This window comes from Paenibacillus macquariensis (assembly GCF_900156375.1).
GTDB classification, from domain to species: Bacteria; Bacillota; Bacilli; order Paenibacillales; family Paenibacillaceae; genus Paenibacillus_AQ; species Paenibacillus_AQ macquariensis.
In genome coordinates this window covers 58,036-76,988 of sequence record NZ_FTNK01000015.1, presented here as the reverse complement: position 1 = coordinate 76,988, position 18,953 = coordinate 58,036, and the positions used below count along the sequence as shown (strand labels likewise).

The following is an 18,953-nucleotide window of genomic DNA, read 5'->3' as shown; positions in this document are numbered from 1 at the left end:
ATCATAATTATGATAGTGATTTAAGAAGGGAGAGCCATTATGCAGCCATTACGTATTGGAATCATTGGAACAGGTTGGTTCAGTCAAGTCCATGCGGATCATCTTGTCGCTTTAGATGACGTAGTTCTACAAGCTATATGTGGTAGTAATAAGGAAAAGGGAGATCAAATGGCTAGACGTTACGGTGCTACTGGCTATGGTCATGTCAAGGACATGCTAGAAGCAGAGAAATTGGATGCTGTGTATATCTGCGTCCCACCTATGGCACATGGAGAAATTGAGGAGCTCTTAATTGAAAGGGGAATTCCCTTTCTAGTAGAAAAACCAATTGGGACAGATACCGAGTTGCCGCGGCGCTTACTAAGACAGATTGAAGCTAAATCACTACTAACTTCGGTTGGATATCACTTCCGATACAAAGCAACCGTAGCTCAAATGAAACAATTACTCGGTGAGCAACACGTTGGTATGGCTGTAGGACAATGGATGGGGAGCATGCCAGGCGTTGCATGGTGGAGACAGCAGGAAGGATCTGGTGGGCAATTCATAGAACAGACAACGCATATTGTTGATATTCTACGATATTGTTTGGGTGATGTTGAAGAGGTCTATGCAATGTATGGTAGCCGTGTTATGCACGAACAACATGATTATGTAAGTGTACCTGATGTCGGTACAGTAACGTTGAAGCTGTCGAGCGGGGTAATTGCTAACATATCTAACACTTGTGTACTACCGGGTAGCATGGATCAGACTGGGATTACGTTCTACACAGGCGAAGGGATACTGGATTGGAATCCAAGCCGATTGAAGGTTATGACACCACAGGTTAGTACCGAATATACCGACCCTACGAATCCTTATATGCTGGAGAGCGAAGCGTTCATCCATGCGATTCGTACGGGAGATACATCAGGGATACGTTCTGATTACGCGGATGCCTTCAAGACGCAACTTGTAACCTGTGCTGCATTAGAATCTGCAACACTGGGTAAACCGGTGAAGATTCAATACTAATGTATAAGTATATTCATCATCGTAGGCGCTATTCCAAGGGTGAAGAGTGCACTGCTTCCCTTTGAAGCTCCATAAACTTCTAAACGATCAATCGTAATCTACTTAAGAACGCCATGGTTAAGCAGGACTTCAAGCCATACACGAAAGAAGGGTGGCACTACTCACTAATCGCTGAACCTTTTCCGAATACTTATTTCAACTTCGATGTTGAATGAAAGAATGAAATGATTTACTCTCTTTTGTTAAAAATTCACTCTTTATTATGCCGATTAGGCATGTGAAGAGTGAATTTTTTTTACTTTAAGTACAAAATTCAGCCTGCGTGAGTTCTATACCGTCAATTTTGTTGATTCTAGTTTTATTGTCATCATATGAGAATTTATGAATTAGACGATGATAGTGCGGAAATTCAATAGGGGAATGACGGATCTGTGAAAGATAGAAGGGCTAGGGTACTTTATCATATAGACAAGAACACAGCATAAACAAATGATGAAATAATGAGGAGGATTCGCATGATTTCAGAGTTTTTCCGTAAAGATTATGACGAATCCGAAGAAGTGAAGATAATTCAATCGAGACGGGGGTATGTTGTAAAATGACTATTGCAACAGGTATTAATATTTTTTCTGTATACCGGGAACTAGGTGAAGATTACTTTGGTACATTGGAGAAGGTCGCCGCTGCAGGGTATGTAAATATTGAGCTTATAGGATTCAACATGAAGACATTTACACGATACATCGATGAAATTTCTATGGAGTCAGTTAGAGATAAGTTCCAAGAGCTAGGTCTTAAGGCGGTATCTGTTCATGAAGGTACGGCACCGGGTCAAGAACTGATTTCGAATGATTCGGACTCCGTCATGAAGTATTATGCGGGTCTCGAGTGCCCAAACATCGTACTCCCGTCTGTGTGGATTAAAAACCGTGAGGACACGCTGAGAGCCGCTGAACAGATGAACAGCGTAGGGAAGAAAATGAAAGACGGTGGTTTTCAGTTCTATCTGCACAATCACGCCCATGAGTTTAAAACAATCGGCGATCAGACGCTGTTTGACTTGCTTTTGCAAAATACGGATCCATCCTATGTTAAATTTGAACTTGATCTAGCATGGGTGATGCGCGCAGGAGTGGATCCAATCGCCGTCTTAGATACGTTAGGAGATCGCTGCGATATGATCCATCAGAAGGATTTAAGCAGAAATCTTACAAACCAACTTAATATTATGGAGGCAGCTCAACAGAGTGGTGATGAGGATCTCGAACCATTTGAGGTCTACCAAAAATATATAGGTCCCGGTGATTTTGTAGATCTCGGCACGGGTACGTTCGATTTCACCACGATATATGAGCAAATCCGGTCAATGGGACATGTCCGTTATTCCCTTGTAGAGAACGAGGGCGAGTCGGAAGACAAATTTAGTAGCATCCGCAGGGATCTAACTGTACTGCAGAAATATGTATAGACCATAACATAAGGAGGAGAGCCTAACATGCCCAACTTAAAACTGAAGATCGGAATAATCGGCTGTGGCGGTATTGCCAACCAAAAACATATGCCATCGTTAGCCAAGCTTACAGAATTGGGAGAAATGGTTGCCTTCTGTGATGTTATTGAAGAAAGAGCCCAGAAAGCGGCCAAAGATTTTGGAAGTGAAGATGCTAAAGTATACGTAGATTATAAAGAATTGTTAAAAGACGAATCCATCGATGTTGTCCATGTTCTTACCCCTAACCTGCATCATTCCTATATAACAGTAGACGCACTAGAAGCGGGTAAACATGTCATGTGCGAAAAACCGATGGCTATCAATTCGCTTGAAGCTAAAAAAATGCTGGATGCTGCACAGCGGACAGGAATGAAACTGACGGTTGGTTATCAGAATAGGTTCCGAAATGATTCCCAGGTCTTGCATAAAGCATGCCGCGAAGGTGAATTGGGAGATATTTATGTTTCCAAAGCACACGCCGTTCGCAGACGAGGAGTACCTACTTGGGGCGTATTCCTTGACAAAGAGCAGCAGGGTGGTGGGCCGTTAATAGATTTAGGTACCCATGCACTAGATTTAGCATTATGGTTCATGGACAATTATAAACCGAAATCTGTGTCTGGTTCTGTATTTCATAAAATGTCGGAGAAGTTTGAAGGCAATATGATGGGGCCATGGGATCCGCAAAAATTTGATGTGGAAGACTCTGCTTTTGGATTTATAAAGATGGAAAATGGAGCTACTATTTTCTTGGAAGCGGCGTGGGCGCTAAATACAACGGATGCTAGAGAAGCCATGACATCACTTTACGGGACGGAGGGCGGAGCGGAAATGAGAGCCAGTTCTATTTTTGGTAAAAGTGATGTGATTTTTAATACTACTAAGTATGGTCAGCTTGTAGAAACGAAGCCATCCTTTAGCGGGGGCATCGCTTATTTTGGTCCAGGTGCCGAAGATGAGGGTGTGAAAGAGGCGAGACAATGGCTTGAAAGTATTCTGAATGATACAGAGCCTCTAGTCAAACCAGAGCAAGCCTTTGTTGTCACTCAAATATTAGAGGCCATTTATACTTCGGCCGAAACAGGTAAAGTCGTAGAATTTTAGTCGTAAATTTGATGGTTCGTCATATTATTTGGGAGTACAATGAAGTTGACTGAGGGAGTGCGCTCCTTCCCCTTTCAAACAACGGTTCAAGGAGGAGAAAGTAACATGGATAAAAAGTGTATGGAAACAAAATTGAAAGCGATTACATAAATAACGAATGAAGGTGGTCCCACACTAGGGTACTCAGACGCTTGGGGCGTAAATATCTTGGGGTACAGGATCAGGCGTTTCTGGATATTCTAGTCGGTGAAACGGAGCCTTCAGGTCTGATGCCCATGCAGATCCCCGCCAATATGAAGACCGTCGAAGAGCAATTTGAAGACGTGCCGCACGATATGGAGGTGCATGTCGATTCCGAGGGAACGCCTACGATTTTGCATATGGTTTAAACTGGAGAGGCGTTATAAGCGATGAAAGGACCGAACGCTACGGCAAGAGAAAATAGTCTAAATAAGAGGGGCCGGGGAACACTCTCTGGCTATTTGTGGTATAATTTTCCTCATTCATTTGACAAGCAGAAGGGGCATGGCACACCTTGAAAAGATTCAATCGTTCGTTCTTTAATTCGCTTCGCTTTAAGCTAATAACAGGACTCTTACTCATCATGCTGCCGATGGTATCCTTTCTGATCTACAACAACCTGTATTCGATCGATGTCGTCCGTAACCAAGTGGCTCAATCCAACAGTAACACGCTTAATCTCTATATGGGATTAATCGACATGACGCTGCAGGACATCGACGATTATCTGCTCCAATTCGCTGCAGAAGAATCCGGCTTAAATATCCTCGACCGTCCACCCGATGTCGATATTGACCAGTACAATCTAGAACGAATATGGATTTTTACGGAGTTGAGGGATAATGCCACTTATTATAAATCATTGGATTACTTCTTCGTTTATTCGCCATTAAATCAGAATTTGGTGTTTGCACCTAAGTTGACAGGCTCCGCATATTCGAATAATGATCCCATTAAGGATGCAATTACAAGGCTCCTAAACGATGAACAAAGGATGAGAGACTATCCGTACGATCAGTGGTCCATTTTTCATGTCGACAAGCAGGCTTACCTGCTCCATACCATTAAGTCCGGCAACTTGTACATAGGTGCAGGAGTTAATACGGATGATGTCATGGGACCGCTTGACCTTCTTGACCTCGGAACCGAAGGCAGATCGCTACTTGTGGATGGTAGCAATGCACCGCTTGAGGACAAGGCTTTTTTTAAAGATAATGAAATTGATCTGGCTTATACCGCTAATACATACCGGCTTTCCGGCGTCGATGACAAATACCTGGTGATTGGAGAGAAGTCAGGCATGGGTCAATTCGGTGTAGTCGCGGTGCTACACGACCAAAACATATTGGAGAAGTTACCTTATCTGCAAAGGATTATACTGTTCATTGCGACAGGATCCATCCTGATCCTACTGATTTCTGTTTATTTCCTGCGCAGAGTTGTCCTGCTTCCAATCAACCGAATCGTTGTGGCCATGCGCAAAATCAAACAAGGCTATCTGGAGGCAAGAATACCAGACAAACCGGCATCCAATGAATTCGAGTTGATGAACGAGACGTTCAACAGCATGGTTTACGCCATTCAACAATTGAAAATTGACGTTTACGAGGAACAATTGATCAACCAGAAAGCGGAGCTTAAGCAACTGCAGCTGCAGATCAACCCTCACTTTTTTCTAAACAGCTTGAACGTCTTGTATTACTTGGCCCAAGAGAAGAAATACGAATTGATACAGGAGCTTTCCTTCTATCTGATCGGCTATTTCCGGTTCATGTTTCGCAGTCATACGGATTACGTTCTTTTGAAGGATGAGCTCAGTCACACCGAAAATTATTTAAAAATCCAGAAGTTCCGATTTCCTGGAAGCTTGACGTACGCCATCTCTGTTGAGGACGAGCTGCGTGAATGTTACATTCCACCGTTAATAATCCAAGGCTTTGCCGAAAATACGATCAAACACGCGATTAATACGGATGAGCCAACTCATATCGATATCACGATCGCAAGAACTGAACTGATGCCTGAAGAAAGCTTTCGTATCCGAATTCACGACACAGGTCGCGGTTTCTCCGAGGAAGTGTTGCATAAGATTCATCAGGAGGTCAACCTAATGAATGAAGAAGGCGAGCATATAGGAATCTGGAATGTACGACGCAGGCTGCGATTGTTGTATGGGGATAAGGCAGGCATTACGTTTTTTAACGAAAACGGTGCCGTTGTCGAAATGATCATACCTTTATCGTTAGAAATGAGGTAGAGAAGATGTACCGATTATTAATCGTTGATGATGAAGCGTTTATTGCGAATGGCATTAAATCGAGTGTGGATTGGCAAAAGTTAGGTATCGTGAATGTTTCCATAGCCAACAACCTTCGACAAGCGAAGGAGGAATTTAATAACCAGCCATTTGACATGATGATTTGCGATATAGAAATGCCCCAGGGAAATGGATTAGAACTCTTTGAATGGGTACGGGAGCAGTACCCCCAAACGGAGTGCATCTTCCTAACCTGTCACGCCAACTTTCAGTATGCTAAGAAAGCACTGCAACTCGGTAGTTTTGAGTATTTGTTAAAACCCGTTCCGAGTGAGGACCTGAAGCTCGTCATGACGAAGTTAATCCAAAAAATCAGGAAGGAGCGGGAATCGGTATCGATGGTAACTGAGAGATTTTGGCAGGATGTGTTGAACCAAGCGGTACCGTCCAATATGGATAAAATGATGGAAGTCATCGACAAGCAGAAACTTCCGTATTCTAGGTTCATGGGATTTCTACCGGTCGTTATTAGCATCCAGCATTGGGAAAAGTCATTAACGGCCCGTGACACACAAATTATGGAGTATGCGCTACGCAACGCACTGGAAGAAATCGTTACTCAGCGTGCCTCGAGCGCACAAATCGTCCGAATTAATCCAGACTACCTGCTGATCGTTTTCACGCAAGAACTGCCACCAGCAGAAGGCTACAACAATTTTTGCATGGAAATAAAAAACCGCTGTAGGGCTTATATCGAGGTGTGTAATCAATATTTGTATTGCCACTTATCTTGCTATATCGGAAAGTCGATACAGGCGCATGAAGTGCGAGATATGGTCGAAACCTTAATGGCGTTCAAAAAGAACCAAGTTAATATCGTTGACCGTGTCATCCTCATTGATGAGCGGTTGAAGAAAGAATCTCAGATCCCGTTGCCTCCCATGCATGTATGGTCCGAGCTCATCAAGCAGGGGAATAAGAAAAAGCTGAGCGATGTGTCACAGGAGTATCTCGATTCATTGAAACAGATTGAGTGCTTAGGCGCTAAAGATCTACAACAATTTTATCAGAACTTCCTACAAATGATTCTTCATACTCTGCAGCAGCAAGGGCTTCGCGCCGATGAAATTTTCTCGGATCATTTATCGCCTGACCGGATCCGCTCGGCTACTCGCAGCGTAAAGGATTTACAGGATTGGGTGAAGGATGTGCTTGAAAAAGCGCTCGCCCACATTCAAGGGCTTGATTCTAATGAAACCGTCGTGGAGAAGATCAAACGGTATATTGCGCTTCACATCGACCAAGAGCTTTCTAGACAGTATATTGCTGATTATATTGGGTTAAGTCCGGATTATATCGTTAAGTTATTTAAGAAAGAAACAGGTCTTTCGATATCCGACTACATTCTTAAGGAACGGATCAATCTGGCGAAGGAGCTACTATGTAAGACGGACACTACAATCAGTAACGTTGCTTTGTCGATCGGATTTTCAAACTTTTCATATTTTTCCACATTGTTTAAGAAGGAAGTGTCGATGACTCCACAGAATTATCGCAAGGGATTTCTATCTCATTAAGCGATGCCGCTAAAGGTGAATACATCACCTCTAGCGGCATCTTTTTATTTATACTGCATGTCTGAAACTTGAAAGTGGAATGTCGGATTCTTAGTAGTTGGAGTCTGCCCTTTATTATAGTATTAGACCATACAAGAAAATAAAAGATGCTGAAGGTGGTCGAGACCCATGCAAACAAAATCTGAGACGTCAACCGTAAATAAGAAGCAGGTCTCATTGAAGAAGAGGAAGCAGACAACATTCGCATTGGAGATGAGGAAGGTAAAGAAATACCGTGCGCTTGTGCTGATGGCGCTTCCCGGACTTCTGTACCTACTTATTAACAACTATTTGCCGATGTTCGGCATCGTCATCGCGTTTAAGGACATCAATTTCGCAAAAGGTATTATGGGTAGCGATTGGATTGGGTTTAAAAATTTCGAGTATTTGTTTAAAACGACGGATGCTTATATCATCACAAGGAATACGCTGCTTTATAATATTACCTTCATTATATTGAATACCGCAATTGCCATAGCACTTGCGATAATGCTGAATGAAATCCGCAAACGGTTTTTATCTAGGATCTACCAGACCCTGATCTTGCTTCCCTTTTTAATCTCGATGGTTATTGTCGGATACCTCGTGGTAGGCTTCCTCGATGTTGAAAACGGTTTCATGAATAAAACCTTACTACCCATGATGGGCTTAGAGTCTATCTCTTGGTACAGTGAAACGAAGTATTGGCCTTGGATCCTGACGATCGTAAGCGTATGGAAGGGCGTAGGGAATTTGTGCATTATCTATTTAGCGGCAATCCTCGGAATTGATACCGAGTATTACGAGGCTGCGACGATTGATGGAGCTAATAGATGGCAGCAAATTGTGAAGATTACGCTTCCTCTCATTGCTCCAGTTATCACGATCATGACCTTACTCGCGATCGGTCGGATATTCTACTCCGATTTTGGCTTGTTCTTCCAGGTTCCGCTAAATACGGGTGCACTGATGCCGGTCACGAACACGATCGATACATATGTATATCGTGCATTGATTAACCTTGGCGATATCGGGATGTCCTCGGCGGCTGGATTGTACCAAGCGTTTGTCGGTTTTATTCTGGTCATAATATCAAATGCTGTCGTAAGAAAATACAACAAAGACAACGCACTGTTCTAGAAAGGGGAAGATTATATGCAATCCGGCAAGCTCTATCAATGGATAATTAACATTATCATGCTGCTCTTCACACTTTTCTGTGTCATGCCGTTCTGGCTGTTATTCTCCGCCTCTCTTACAGACGATATGGAGATTGTTCGTAGCGGATACGCTTTTTTTCCTGAAAAAATAAGCTTCACCGCTTACAGTTATTTATGGAATAGTTCCACAGAAATATTCCGAGCTTACAGTATCACAATCATAACGACTGTGGTAGGCACAGTATTGGGATTGACACTTACTGCGATGTTGGCTTATCCGCTTTCGCGGATAGAAATGCCGTTCCGTAATACACTCGCTTTTTACGTATTTTTTACGATGCTGTTTAACGGAGGGCTTGTACCGACATATTTGATGTACACCAATTATTTTGATTTGAAAAATACGATGCTTGCTTTAATCATACCCGGGTTGCTGATGAACGGATTTTTCATCATCTTGATGCGAACCTTTTTTGCAACCTCTATTCCGAAGGCTATTATCGAGTCGGCCTATATTGACGGGGCGAAGGAAGGGGTGATTTTCTATCGCATCGTATTGCCGCTGTCGACGCCAGTGCTGGCCACGGTAGGATTGTTCTACACAATCCAGTACTGGAATGATTGGTTCAATGGGTTAATCTATCTTACCGATAGTAAATATTATAGTCTTCAGAACCTATTGAATCGAATCCTATTGGATGTTCAATTTTTACAGACTTCAACTCAATTAGGCAGCCAAAGCGCAGGAATAGCCGCCAATATCCCGCTTGCATCGATGCGGATGGCAATGGCTGCTATCGGGGTAATTCCGTTATTGATCGCTTATCCGTTCTTCCAAAAGTATTTCGTGAAGGGTCTGACGATCGGCGCTGTTAAAGGATAGTACTAAGTGTATACTTTTTCATTAGAATAATTAGGGGGTCACAGAAATGAGAAAAAACAAATATTTCGTAAAAACAATTCTAATGGTAGCGTTGGCATTCACTATGTTGATCAGTGCATGTAGTAACGGAGGCACCAATAGTGCAAATTCCGAGACAGAAGGAGCAGCTTCGAAGGACCAAGGTGGTAACGACAGCGGAACATTGAAACCTGTTGAGCTTGTAATGGTATATCCTGTTGGTGGCGAACCGAAGGATATGAAACTGGTGCAGGACGAAATCAACAAAATGACCAAAGAAAAAATCAATGCTACGGTAAAACTGGTTCCGATCGGTTTTGGCGCCTGGGCTCAGCAAAAAACGCTGATGTTGTCGGGTAATGAGCAGGTAGACTTGATCGTAAGTGGTATGGGAACTTATAGCCAGGATGTGGCTAAGGGACAGTTTCTCGAGCTTGACGGAAATTTGGCTGAACAAGGAAAAGGGATCACAGAAGCGCTTGATTCACTTGACCCGGCGTTCTTGAACGCAACGAGAATCGGTGGCAAAATATACGCCGTTCCAAGCATTAGGGATTTGGCCGCGGATTATGGAATCACGATGCGTAAGGATTTGGTTGATAAATATAACATCGATACGACCGCAATTAAATCGCTGGACGATCTGGATGTTGTATTCAAGACCATTAAGGATAACGAGCCGGGCATCATTCCAACGGTCAAGTACGGTACTTCGATTATTGATCTTTACGTAAATAGTTTCTTTGATAACTTGGGTGAAGGCTTTGGCGTACTTCCAGGCTATGACAACGATCTTAAGGTCGTGAACATGTATGAGACGCCGGAATATGCGGATATGCTGAATACCGTTAGAAGATGGTATCAAGCGGGCTATGTTGCTAAAGATGCTGCCACAAGTACTGAGACGCAATACAATTTGGTTAAGTCCGGCAAAGCATTCTCGTTTATATCCCATATGAAACCCGGCATTGCGACGCAAGAATCGAGATCGACAAGTAAGGAGATGGTGTCGGTACACTTCAGACCTGCAGTCACTGCGACGTCCGCAATTATATCGATCATGTGGAGTGTCGCAAGAACCTCGAAGGATCCGGAAAGAGCGATGATGTTGCTTAATCTGATGTACACGGATAAAGATTTCATTAATCTGCTGGATTTCGGGATCGAAGGCAAGCATTACGTGAAGGTATCCGATAACATCATTGATTTCCCGCAAGGCGTTGATGCAACGAATTCCGGTTATAACCTTCAAATGGGATGGATGTTTGGGAACCAGTCCTTGTCCTACATTTGGAATGGGGATGATCCGAACCTTTGGACTCAGTTGGCTGAGTTTAATAAAGGCGCATTGAAATCCAAAGCGCTGGGATTCACATTTAATGCCGATGCCGTCAAGACTGAAATCGCGGCAGTTACGAACGTACAGAACCAATATAAAATTGCTTTGGAAACGGGAACTATTGATCCTGTATCCAAGCTACCTGAATTCAATAAACAGTTGAAATCAGCAGGACTTGATAAGATCATCGCCGAGAAACAAAAGCAGCTAGACGCATGGGCTGAAGCAAACAAAAAGTAAAAGAACTGAATAGCAGAGATTGCAATCGACTCATTCATAAAGAACTCTATCAAAATAGGCGAGTACTTAACGGTAAAATACCGAAAAGTACTCGCCTATTTATTACAATCTGAGTGATACACTAATCGCATCGGTTTAAATAAAGCTTTTCCGATAACGAGTCGGAGCTTGTCCAACCACCTTTTTGAACATTTTAGAAAAAAGTTGATCTGCATATTAAAGAACCTTGTTACCTGTGCTTGCATTAGAATCTGCAACTCTGGGTAAACCAGTGAAGATTCAATACTAATGTAAAAGTATATTGATCATCGTAGGCGCTATTCCAAGGGTGAAGAGAGCAGCCAGAATCATCGAGACACTGGAAATAGTGCCGCTTAGTGCACTCATCTCAAATGCCTTAGACGTACCCATACCATGGGCACTTGTTCCGAGAAGTACACCTCGTGCTACCTCATTATCAATATGGAATATTCGCAATACGGTAGGTCCGATGATCGTACCGAACAGACCGGTAAGAATGACGAATACTGCCGTTATATTGGGGACACCACCGATGACTTGAGACACGTTAATAGCAATGGGCGTTGTGATGGAGCGTGGCATAAGGCTGGTCACAAGGGAACTGCTCAGGTGCATCCATTTGGCAAGAAATACGGATGAGACCATCGCTACAATGGAACCAAACAGTACGCTTGCGATAATCTCAACAGCGTGCTTTTTTAATACCTTGAAATGTTTATATAGAGGCACGGCAAATGCTACAGTTGCAGGTTGCAGTAAATCACTGAGCCATTGGCCGCCAGAGTTATAAGATTCATATGGAACACCTGATGATAATAAAAAGACAACGAGTATGACGGGTGTTATTAATAGAGGAGAAAGATATACTTTCGACCATTTCTGATAGATTTTTTTGGCCGAGTAATATACCCCAAGAGTTAAGCTTAGGTAGAACAATCCGATCATCATGCTGCTCGTTTCTCCTTTTTCTTTGAAATTCTGGTTGCCATAAGTCCCGTGCTTACCATGACAACAAACGTGCTGATCAAGACAACAATAAGGATACGTATGCCATCTGTTTGAAGCATTGGAATGTATTTCATTACGCCGACAGCGGCGGGTACGAAGAGGAGAAGTAGTTCAGCGAGCAACCATTTGGCTCCGATATCAATCCACTCAAGGCGAATAATGTGTGTCTCCAATAAGATAAATATCACGACAATTCCCACGATGCTTCCTGGTACGGGTATATGAAGCCAGCTTGTAATCTGATTCATCAGCATGGAGAACAGCATTAGCGCTGCTATTTGAAGGATTCCTTTTATTAAATTCATGATGTTGCAACTCCCTTTCATTCTGTATGAAAATTTTACATCAATTATTTTCATAGGTAAAATGAATATAAAGAATGTATAACATGCATTTTGTCTATGATAAGTACGAAGGGAGAAATGATTAGATTGGACATCCGACATTTGCAATATTTCATGGAAGTTGCTCGGCATAGAAGCTTTACGAAAGCAGCTGAATTCCTATATATAACGCAGCCAACGATAAGTAAGACGATCAAGAATATCGAGGAGGAACTGGATATTGTCTTGTTCGACAGATCTAGCAAAAAGATCGAATTAACGGATGCTGGAAAGATCATGTTCGAACAGGGGCAACACATTGTGAATTCATTTCAGAACCTTTCTTCAGAGCTGCAGGATTTACAAAATCTTCGAAAGGGTCATATTCGTATCGGACTACCACCTATGATTGGTTCTAGTTTCTTCCCGGAAGTCATCGGGCAGTTTCATCAACAGTACCCTGACGTTTCGATACAACTGTTTGAGGATGGTGCTAAGAAAGTAGAACTCGACGTGGAGAGCGGACTGCTAGATATTGGTGTGACGGTATTACCAACGAATGATGCGTTATTTCATTCATTTTCTTTTGCACAGGAGAACCTAAAGCTACTAGTGCACCCAACACATACATTGGCGAAGAGAGAGAGCGTGTCCTTGTCAGAACTTGAAGATGAGTTATTCGTATTGTTTAGTGAAGATTTCGCGCTGCATGATCGAATTATTTCTGAGTGTGTTCGTGCAGGGTTCCAGCCACATATCGTCTATGAAAGTTCGCAGTGGGACTTAATTAGTGGGATGGTAGCAGCCAACTTGGGTATCGCGCTTCTACCTGAGACCATTTGTCGTGAAGTTGATGCGTCGCGGATTCATATCGTTCCTCTCGTTAATCCATCGATTCCATGGCAACTCGGCATGATTTGGCGCAAAGATCGGTATCAGTCTTTTGCCGCACAAGAATGGATCCAGTTCACGCAAAAAATCCTCATGGGAATTTGGAATAATAAGGGAGAATAAAGGGTGCATATTAAATTCATAATTGAAAACGTATGCAACATTTGACATATGTTTTTGGAAGGAATTATAATAGATAGGTAACCTAACTAAATTGAATTAATAAAGGAGAAACGCTTATCGTCATGGAGAAATTAAATGCAGAGAAATTGTTCATAGCTTTCAAGAGATTCAATAAAGCTAGCTATAGCCATAGTGCGATTAAGGGTGTTAAACCAAGTGAAGTAATGCTGATGTTCTGTTTACAAAAGAGAAGAGATCCTAATACCGCAGGGTTAAGGGTGTCTGAAATTAGTGAAATTCTAGGTGTTACTTCTCCAACCGTGACCCAATTACTTAAGGAAATGGATGCTAAGGGGTTCATTGAACGAACAATGGATCAGGAAGATCGAAGAGCGGTTCGTATTAAGTTAAGTGGTAAAGGGGAAGAAATTATTCAAGAGGCATTATCGCTAACAGAGGCTTCTTTCAGTGGATTGATTCAATATTTAGGGGAAGAAGAAAGTAACCAACTGGCAGATTTACTCATTAAAGCATGTCAATACTATGAGCAAGTAAACTCGCGTCAGACTGAAAGTGGGGATGAATAACATATGTTGAAATTATTTAAAAATTTGAGACCTTATCGTCTTGCAATCGCATTTGTCCTCATTTTGGTATTTATACAATCTTTATCGGATCTATATCTACCTACATTGATGGCGGATATTGTAGATAAAGGAATTGTGGAAGGTGATATTCCGTACATTTGGCAAATAGGTGGAATCATGTTACTGATTGCGGGTATAGGAGCTATATGCTCTATAGGAGCGAGCTATTTCTCCTCCCGTGTTGCTGTAGGATTCGGTCAACGATTACGGAGTAAGATGTTCAATCATGTGCAGAATTTCTCACTACAGGAGTTCGATAAGATTGGCACAGCCTCATTAATTACCCGTACCACGAATGATATTAACCAAGTTCAACAGGTGCTAATTATGCTACTTCGCATGATGATAAGCGCTCCGATGATGTGTATTGGTGGTATCGTTATGGCCGTAAATAAAGATGCCAAATTATCACTAGTTATTGTTGTTGTTATTCCTGTACTTGTTGGTGCTATTGCGATTATAGCGCTTAAGGGACTCCCGCTGTTTAAAGCCATGCAGGTGAAGTTAGATACATTGAACCGTGTCTTACGTGAGAACCTTACGGGAATGCGAGTAATTCGCTCATTCAATCGTACAGAGCATGAGACCAAGCGCTTCAATGATGCCAATGTAGACTTAACTAACACGGCTATTAAAGTTAATAAAATTATGGCAGCGATGATGCCGATCATGATGCTTGTTATGAACTTCGCAACGATAGCCATTGTCTGGTTCGGTGGAATTCGTATAAGTAATGGTGATATGCAAGTAGGTTCATTAATGGCATTTATTCAATACGCCGCACAAATTATGTTCTCACTTATTATGGTTTCTGTTATTTTTGTTATCGTTCCAAGAGCTTCTGCTTCAGCAACCCGCATTAATGAGGTATTGAACATGGTGCCGGAAATTAATGATCCAGCACAACCTAGACAAGATAATGGTAAGCGGGGTTACCTCACATTTGAGGATGTTAGCTTCTATTATCCTGGCGCAGAACAACCAGCGATCTCAAATATTTCCTTTGATGCAAGCCCGGGTGAGACAACCGCAATTATTGGAGGAACGGGATCAGGGAAATCAACGCTTCTTAGTCTCATCCCGCGTTTCTACGATGTAGGAAGCGGAAGAGTACTTATCGATGGTGTGGATGTACGAGAGCTAACACAGGAACAATTAAGAGGGAAGATTGGCTTTGTTCCACAGAAATCAGTACTCTTCACAGGGACCATTTCTGAGAATATTCGTTATGGTAAGGAAGATGCCAGTGATGAAGAAATCCAGCGTGCTGCTGAAATAGCACAAGCCACTGAATTTATATCGAATATGAAAGACGGATTTGAGTCTGACATCGCACAAGGAGGTAGTAATATCTCTGGCGGACAGAAACAGAGACTTTCCATTGCTCGTGCATTGGTTAGAGACCCTGAAGTCTATGTATTTGATGATAGTTTCTCAGCCCTTGATTTCAAGACGGATTCCAAACTACGTGCAGCAATGAAAGAGGTTACTGCGAATGCCACCGTGCTTCTAGTAGCTCAAAGAGTAAGTACAGTAATGGACGCGGATCGAATTATTGTGTTGGATGATGGTGGTATCGTCGGAATAGGTAAACACCGAGAGTTGATGGCTACCTGCGATGTATATCGTGAGATTGTATCCTCACAGTTGTCAGAGGAGGAAAGCGCATGAGTGAGAACAAGAAGCCTAGCTCAGGAATGGGAAGAGGACACGGACCAGGTGGACCAGGGATGGTCATGCCTGGCGAGAAGGCAAAGAATTTCAAGGGATCTTTAAAAAGATTAACGCAGTATCTTAAGCCTCGTAAGATTACATTGTTATTCATACTATTGATGGCGATACTCAGTACGCTATTTAGTATCGTGAGTCCCAAAATATTGGGGAAAGCGACGACTAAATTATTTGAAGGTATTATAGCCATGTCAAAAGGTGTGCCCGGTGCTAAAATCGATTTTGATTACATCACGCAGATTTTGCTGCTCTTGATAGGTTTCTATATTATCAGTGCTTTATTCGGATATGTGCAACAATATCTGATGGCAGGAGTTGCTCAGAAAGTCGTACTGGATATGCGGACGCAAATTAATAGCAAGTTATCTAGGTTGCCGCTCAAGTATTTCGATTCCAAGACGCATGGTGAAATTCTGAGTCGTGCGACGAATGATGTTGATAATATCAGTACAACGTTGCAACAAAGTTTAACCCAACTGATTACATCGGTTGTAACCATTGTGGGGGTCATTGTCATGATGCTCACAATCAGCCCATGGCTGACACTTATTACGATTGTCACTTTACCGTTAAGTGTGCTTGTTGTGAAAGGTGTGGCTAGTCGATCCCAGAAGTATTTCAAGGGACAACAAAAGTCTCTCGGTGATCTGAACGGGCATGTCGAGGAAATGTACACAGGACATAAAATTGTGAAGGCATTTGGTCGTGAAGAACAATCGATGAAGGATTTCGACGAAATTAATGATAAGTTGTACCACTCCGGTTGGAAAGCCCAGTTCCTTTCAGGGTTGATTATGCCTTTAATGAGTTTTGTTAGTAATATCGGTTATGTATTGGTGTGTGTTGTTGGTGGGATATTTGTTACAAATGGGAGAATCAGCATCGGGGACGTGCAAGCATTTATTCAATACACAAGACAATTCTCGATGCCTATTGCTCAGACAGCTAACATCGCGAACGTCATTCAATCGACGATTGCATCTGCTGAACGTGTATTTGAACTCTTGGATGAAGAAGAGGAAATACCAGAACTTCAGAATGCCAAGACAATTCAATACCCACAAGGCGCAGTTCAATTCGAACATGTTAAGTTCGGATACAAGGAAGACGCTATACTCATTGAAGATATGAATATTGATGTGTCACCCGGACAGACCATTGCTATTGTAGGCCCGACGGGAGCAGGGAAGACGACACTCATTAATCTGCTTATGCGTTTCTATGAGTTAAATGATGGTGCCATTAAGATCGATGGTGTGAATATTGCAGATATGAAGCGTGGCGATCTTCGCAGTAAATTCGGTATGGTGCTTCAAGACACCTGGCTCTTTAATGGTACGATTAGAGATAATATTGCTTATGGTCGCGAAGGATCTACAGAAGAAGAGATTATTAAAGCTTCTAAGGCAGCCCATGCAGATCATTTCATTCGAACCCTTCCGGATGGTTATAATACCATTCTGAATGAAGAGGCTTCGAATATATCTCAAGGTCAGAAACAGCTTCTGACCATCGCGCGAGCCATTTTAGCTAATCCGTCGATTCTTATTCTAGACGAAGCGACCAGTAGTGTAGATACACGTACAGAAATCTACATTCAGAAAGCGATGAATGGATTGATGAAAGGCAGAACAAGCTTCGTCATTGCACACAGATTGTCTACGATTCGCGATGCCGATCTTATTCTAGTTATGAATCAGGGTAGCGTTATTGAAAAAGGTAACCATGAGGACTTATTGAAGCAGGGTGGTTTCTATGCGGACCTGTACAACAGCCAATTCTCTGAATCTATAGAGGATGTCGTGTAATTACATGTGAAAATAACACAAAAAGGAGTACGCACTGGTTACCAGTGTTGTACTCCTTTTTGTGCTAGCCTAGAAAAGACAAGAACCAGACAGCGTGATTCTGTTCATCAGCAGCTGTACGTCTGAATAAATCTTTTACGTAGGTATCGCGTACCTGATCTGAGACCTTGAGGTAATAATCGACCGTGTTTTGTTCGTCCTTAAATGAAGCTAATACACCTGCTCGATATTCAGTTGCACAAGCTTCGGATAATTTGGGAGCAGGTGAACAACCTGTTAAACAGGTATAAACATGGGCAAATTGTTGGAAATGTCTAATCTCATCTTGCCGTATTTCCAGAATTCTCTTCTTAATTTCTACTGTAGGGGCCATAGCAGCTAACTTCTCGTAACATGTAATAGCACTGTATTCACCATTTAAGGATGTCATGAGATCCCGAACCAGTTGTGGTTCCGCTGCCGTTCTGGATTGATCATAATGTGATAACATTTCCGTAATCCTCTCCCTTATCTCATAGGCTTATATAACATATGCATGCCTACTCAACAGGTTCACATCGAACGGAAAGTAATAGGGAAAGTAAGGTTAATCATATAAATATGTGTGATTTACGTTATCACGTGGGTGCAACGCCATGCCAGAATAAATCCATAATTTTATGAGCTAAATGGGAAGGAGAAAGGTTATAGTCTGCTGATATCTCGCGGTTACCTACCATCAGTAATGAAGAGAAAGTATGAGCAAGAAATAGCGGGTCACCGCTACGAATTTCGCCTCGATCCATCGACTGTTGGAAGCTTTCGGTGAGCACATCAGTAATGGCTTCCTCAGAGGCCATAATGGCCTGAATTTGTTCTGGAGAGAGCGATGCTCTGGCTTCACGCATAATGGTCTCAAAGTCACCGTGAGGTCTAGCTAATTTCACTTCAGCTAATTCACGTAACCGATCCAATAATGGGCCTTCTTGTCCCATAATGCGTTTCGTATGCATTCTTGCCATACCGGTCATTGATGTCACAGAGGCTGTGAACAGTTGAGCTTTATTCTCAAAATGATAATAAATAGATGCTTTGGTAACGCCACATGCCTTGGCAATCTGCTGTAAGGATATGGCCTCGTACCCATTCTCCATGAATAGGTTGGATGAGATACGTAATATCATTTGATCCATGGGTAATGCTTCTTCTGAACGTTTCGGCCGACCGGGTAAGCGGGGAGTGTTACTGTTAAGTGGGTGGGTCATGTATGTTATATCCTCCAAATGGATGCAATTT

General features: G+C 42.4%; 17 protein-coding genes and 1 pseudogene. 14 read left to right on the top strand and 4 right to left on the bottom strand.

Features of this window, described 5'->3' with window-relative positions; genetic code table 11:
• The first annotated feature begins 39 nt into the window (after window positions 1–39).
• The 10 genes and pseudogenes from BW961_RS21845 to BW961_RS21805 all read left to right on the top strand — a co-directional run bounded on the left by BW961_RS21845 (window position 40) and on the right by BW961_RS21805 (window position 11,126).
• Complete coding sequence (locus BW961_RS21845) at window positions 40–1,017, top strand: Gfo/Idh/MocA family protein (protein WP_068583671.1); 978 nt, start codon at window positions 40–42, stop codon at window positions 1,015–1,017.
• Window positions 1,018–1,103: 86 nt separating this feature from the next.
• Window positions 1,104–1,232: a M15 family metallopeptidase gene (locus BW961_RS31980; protein WP_394327611.1), complete on the top strand. Its 129-nt coding sequence runs from the start codon at window positions 1,104–1,106 to the stop codon at window positions 1,230–1,232.
• A 383-nt stretch (window positions 1,233–1,615) separates the two neighbouring features.
• Window positions 1,616–2,485, top strand: a complete 870-nt coding sequence (locus BW961_RS21840; RefSeq protein ID WP_068583674.1) for a sugar phosphate isomerase/epimerase family protein — start codon at window positions 1,616–1,618, stop codon at window positions 2,483–2,485.
• A 27-nt stretch (window positions 2,486–2,512) separates the two neighbouring features.
• The gene (locus BW961_RS21835; protein ID WP_068583678.1) at window positions 2,513–3,613 is read left to right on the top strand and encodes a Gfo/Idh/MocA family protein; all 1,101 of its coding nucleotides are present in this window, start codon (window positions 2,513–2,515) and stop codon (window positions 3,611–3,613) included.
• Window positions 3,614–3,822: 209 nt separating this feature from the next.
• A pseudogene (locus tag BW961_RS21830) lies at window positions 3,823–4,058 on the top strand (hypothetical protein); the annotation flags it as partial.
• 90 nt (window positions 4,059–4,148) lie between these two features.
• Window positions 4,149–5,891, top strand: a complete 1,743-nt coding sequence (locus tag BW961_RS21825) for a sensor histidine kinase (RefSeq protein ID WP_068583683.1) — start codon at window positions 4,149–4,151, stop codon at window positions 5,889–5,891.
• Between the two features lie 5 nt (window positions 5,892–5,896).
• Complete coding sequence (locus BW961_RS21820; RefSeq protein ID WP_068583688.1) at window positions 5,897–7,468, top strand: response regulator transcription factor; 1,572 nt, start codon at window positions 5,897–5,899, stop codon at window positions 7,466–7,468.
• 252 nt (window positions 7,469–7,720) lie between these two features.
• Window positions 7,721–8,626, top strand: a complete 906-nt coding sequence (locus BW961_RS21815; RefSeq protein WP_244556028.1) for an ABC transporter permease — start codon at window positions 7,721–7,723, stop codon at window positions 8,624–8,626.
• A 15-nt stretch (window positions 8,627–8,641) separates the two neighbouring features.
• Complete coding sequence (locus BW961_RS21810; RefSeq protein WP_068583690.1) at window positions 8,642–9,529, top strand: carbohydrate ABC transporter permease; 888 nt, start codon at window positions 8,642–8,644, stop codon at window positions 9,527–9,529.
• A gap of 46 nt (window positions 9,530–9,575) precedes the next feature.
• On the top strand, window positions 9,576–11,126 hold the full coding sequence (locus BW961_RS21805; RefSeq protein WP_068583694.1) for an ABC transporter substrate-binding protein: 1,551 nt from the start codon (window positions 9,576–9,578) through the stop codon (window positions 11,124–11,126).
• Window positions 11,127–11,411: 285 nt separating this feature from the next.
• On the opposite strand, the gene BW961_RS21800 is transcribed toward BW961_RS21805, so the two are convergent.
• Together BW961_RS21800 and BW961_RS21795 are read right to left on the bottom strand one after the other, a co-directional pair.
• Entirely contained in the window at window positions 11,412–12,092 is a 681-nt protein-coding gene (locus tag BW961_RS21800; protein ID WP_068584382.1) for a CidB/LrgB family autolysis modulator, read from the bottom strand.
• Window positions 12,092–12,460, bottom strand: a complete 369-nt coding sequence (locus tag BW961_RS21795; RefSeq protein ID WP_394327609.1) for a CidA/LrgA family holin-like protein — start codon at window positions 12,458–12,460, stop codon at window positions 12,092–12,094. Before BW961_RS21795 ends, BW961_RS21800 begins: the two co-directional genes overlap by 1 nt.
• Before the next feature lie 126 nt (window positions 12,461–12,586).
• Here BW961_RS21795 and cidR point away from each other — a divergent pair, with 126 nt between their 5' ends.
• The 4 genes from cidR (at window position 12,587) to BW961_RS21775 (ending at window position 17,678) form a co-directional block, all read left to right on the top strand.
• Complete coding sequence (gene cidR, locus BW961_RS21790; RefSeq protein ID WP_170878601.1) at window positions 12,587–13,492, top strand: cidABC operon transcriptional activator CidR; 906 nt, start codon at window positions 12,587–12,589, stop codon at window positions 13,490–13,492.
• A gap of 122 nt (window positions 13,493–13,614) precedes the next feature.
• The gene (locus BW961_RS30000) at window positions 13,615–14,079 is read left to right on the top strand and encodes a MarR family winged helix-turn-helix transcriptional regulator (protein ID WP_068583698.1); all 465 of its coding nucleotides are present in this window, start codon (window positions 13,615–13,617) and stop codon (window positions 14,077–14,079) included.
• Window positions 14,080–14,082: 3 nt separating this feature from the next.
• A complete protein-coding gene (locus BW961_RS21780) occupies window positions 14,083–15,810 on the top strand; it encodes an ABC transporter ATP-binding protein (protein WP_068583700.1) in 1,728 nt (575 codons plus the stop codon).
• Window positions 15,807–17,678: an ABC transporter ATP-binding protein gene (locus BW961_RS21775; protein WP_068583702.1), complete on the top strand. Its 1,872-nt coding sequence runs from the start codon at window positions 15,807–15,809 to the stop codon at window positions 17,676–17,678. Before BW961_RS21780 ends, BW961_RS21775 begins: the two co-directional genes overlap by 4 nt.
• 64 nt (window positions 17,679–17,742) lie before the next feature.
• Here the strand turns inward: BW961_RS21775 and BW961_RS21770 are convergent, their stop codons facing one another.
• Window positions 17,743–18,168, bottom strand: coding sequence for a ferritin-like domain-containing protein (locus tag BW961_RS21770; RefSeq protein ID WP_068583706.1), 426 nt, complete (start codon window positions 18,166–18,168; stop codon window positions 17,743–17,745).
• Window positions 18,169–18,295: 127 nt separating this feature from the next.
• Window positions 18,296–18,922 (bottom strand): TetR/AcrR family transcriptional regulator, encoded by a 627-nt coding sequence (locus BW961_RS21765; RefSeq protein WP_068583709.1) that lies wholly within the window; start codon window positions 18,920–18,922, stop codon window positions 18,296–18,298.
• Between the last annotated feature and the right edge of the window lie 31 nt (window positions 18,923–18,953).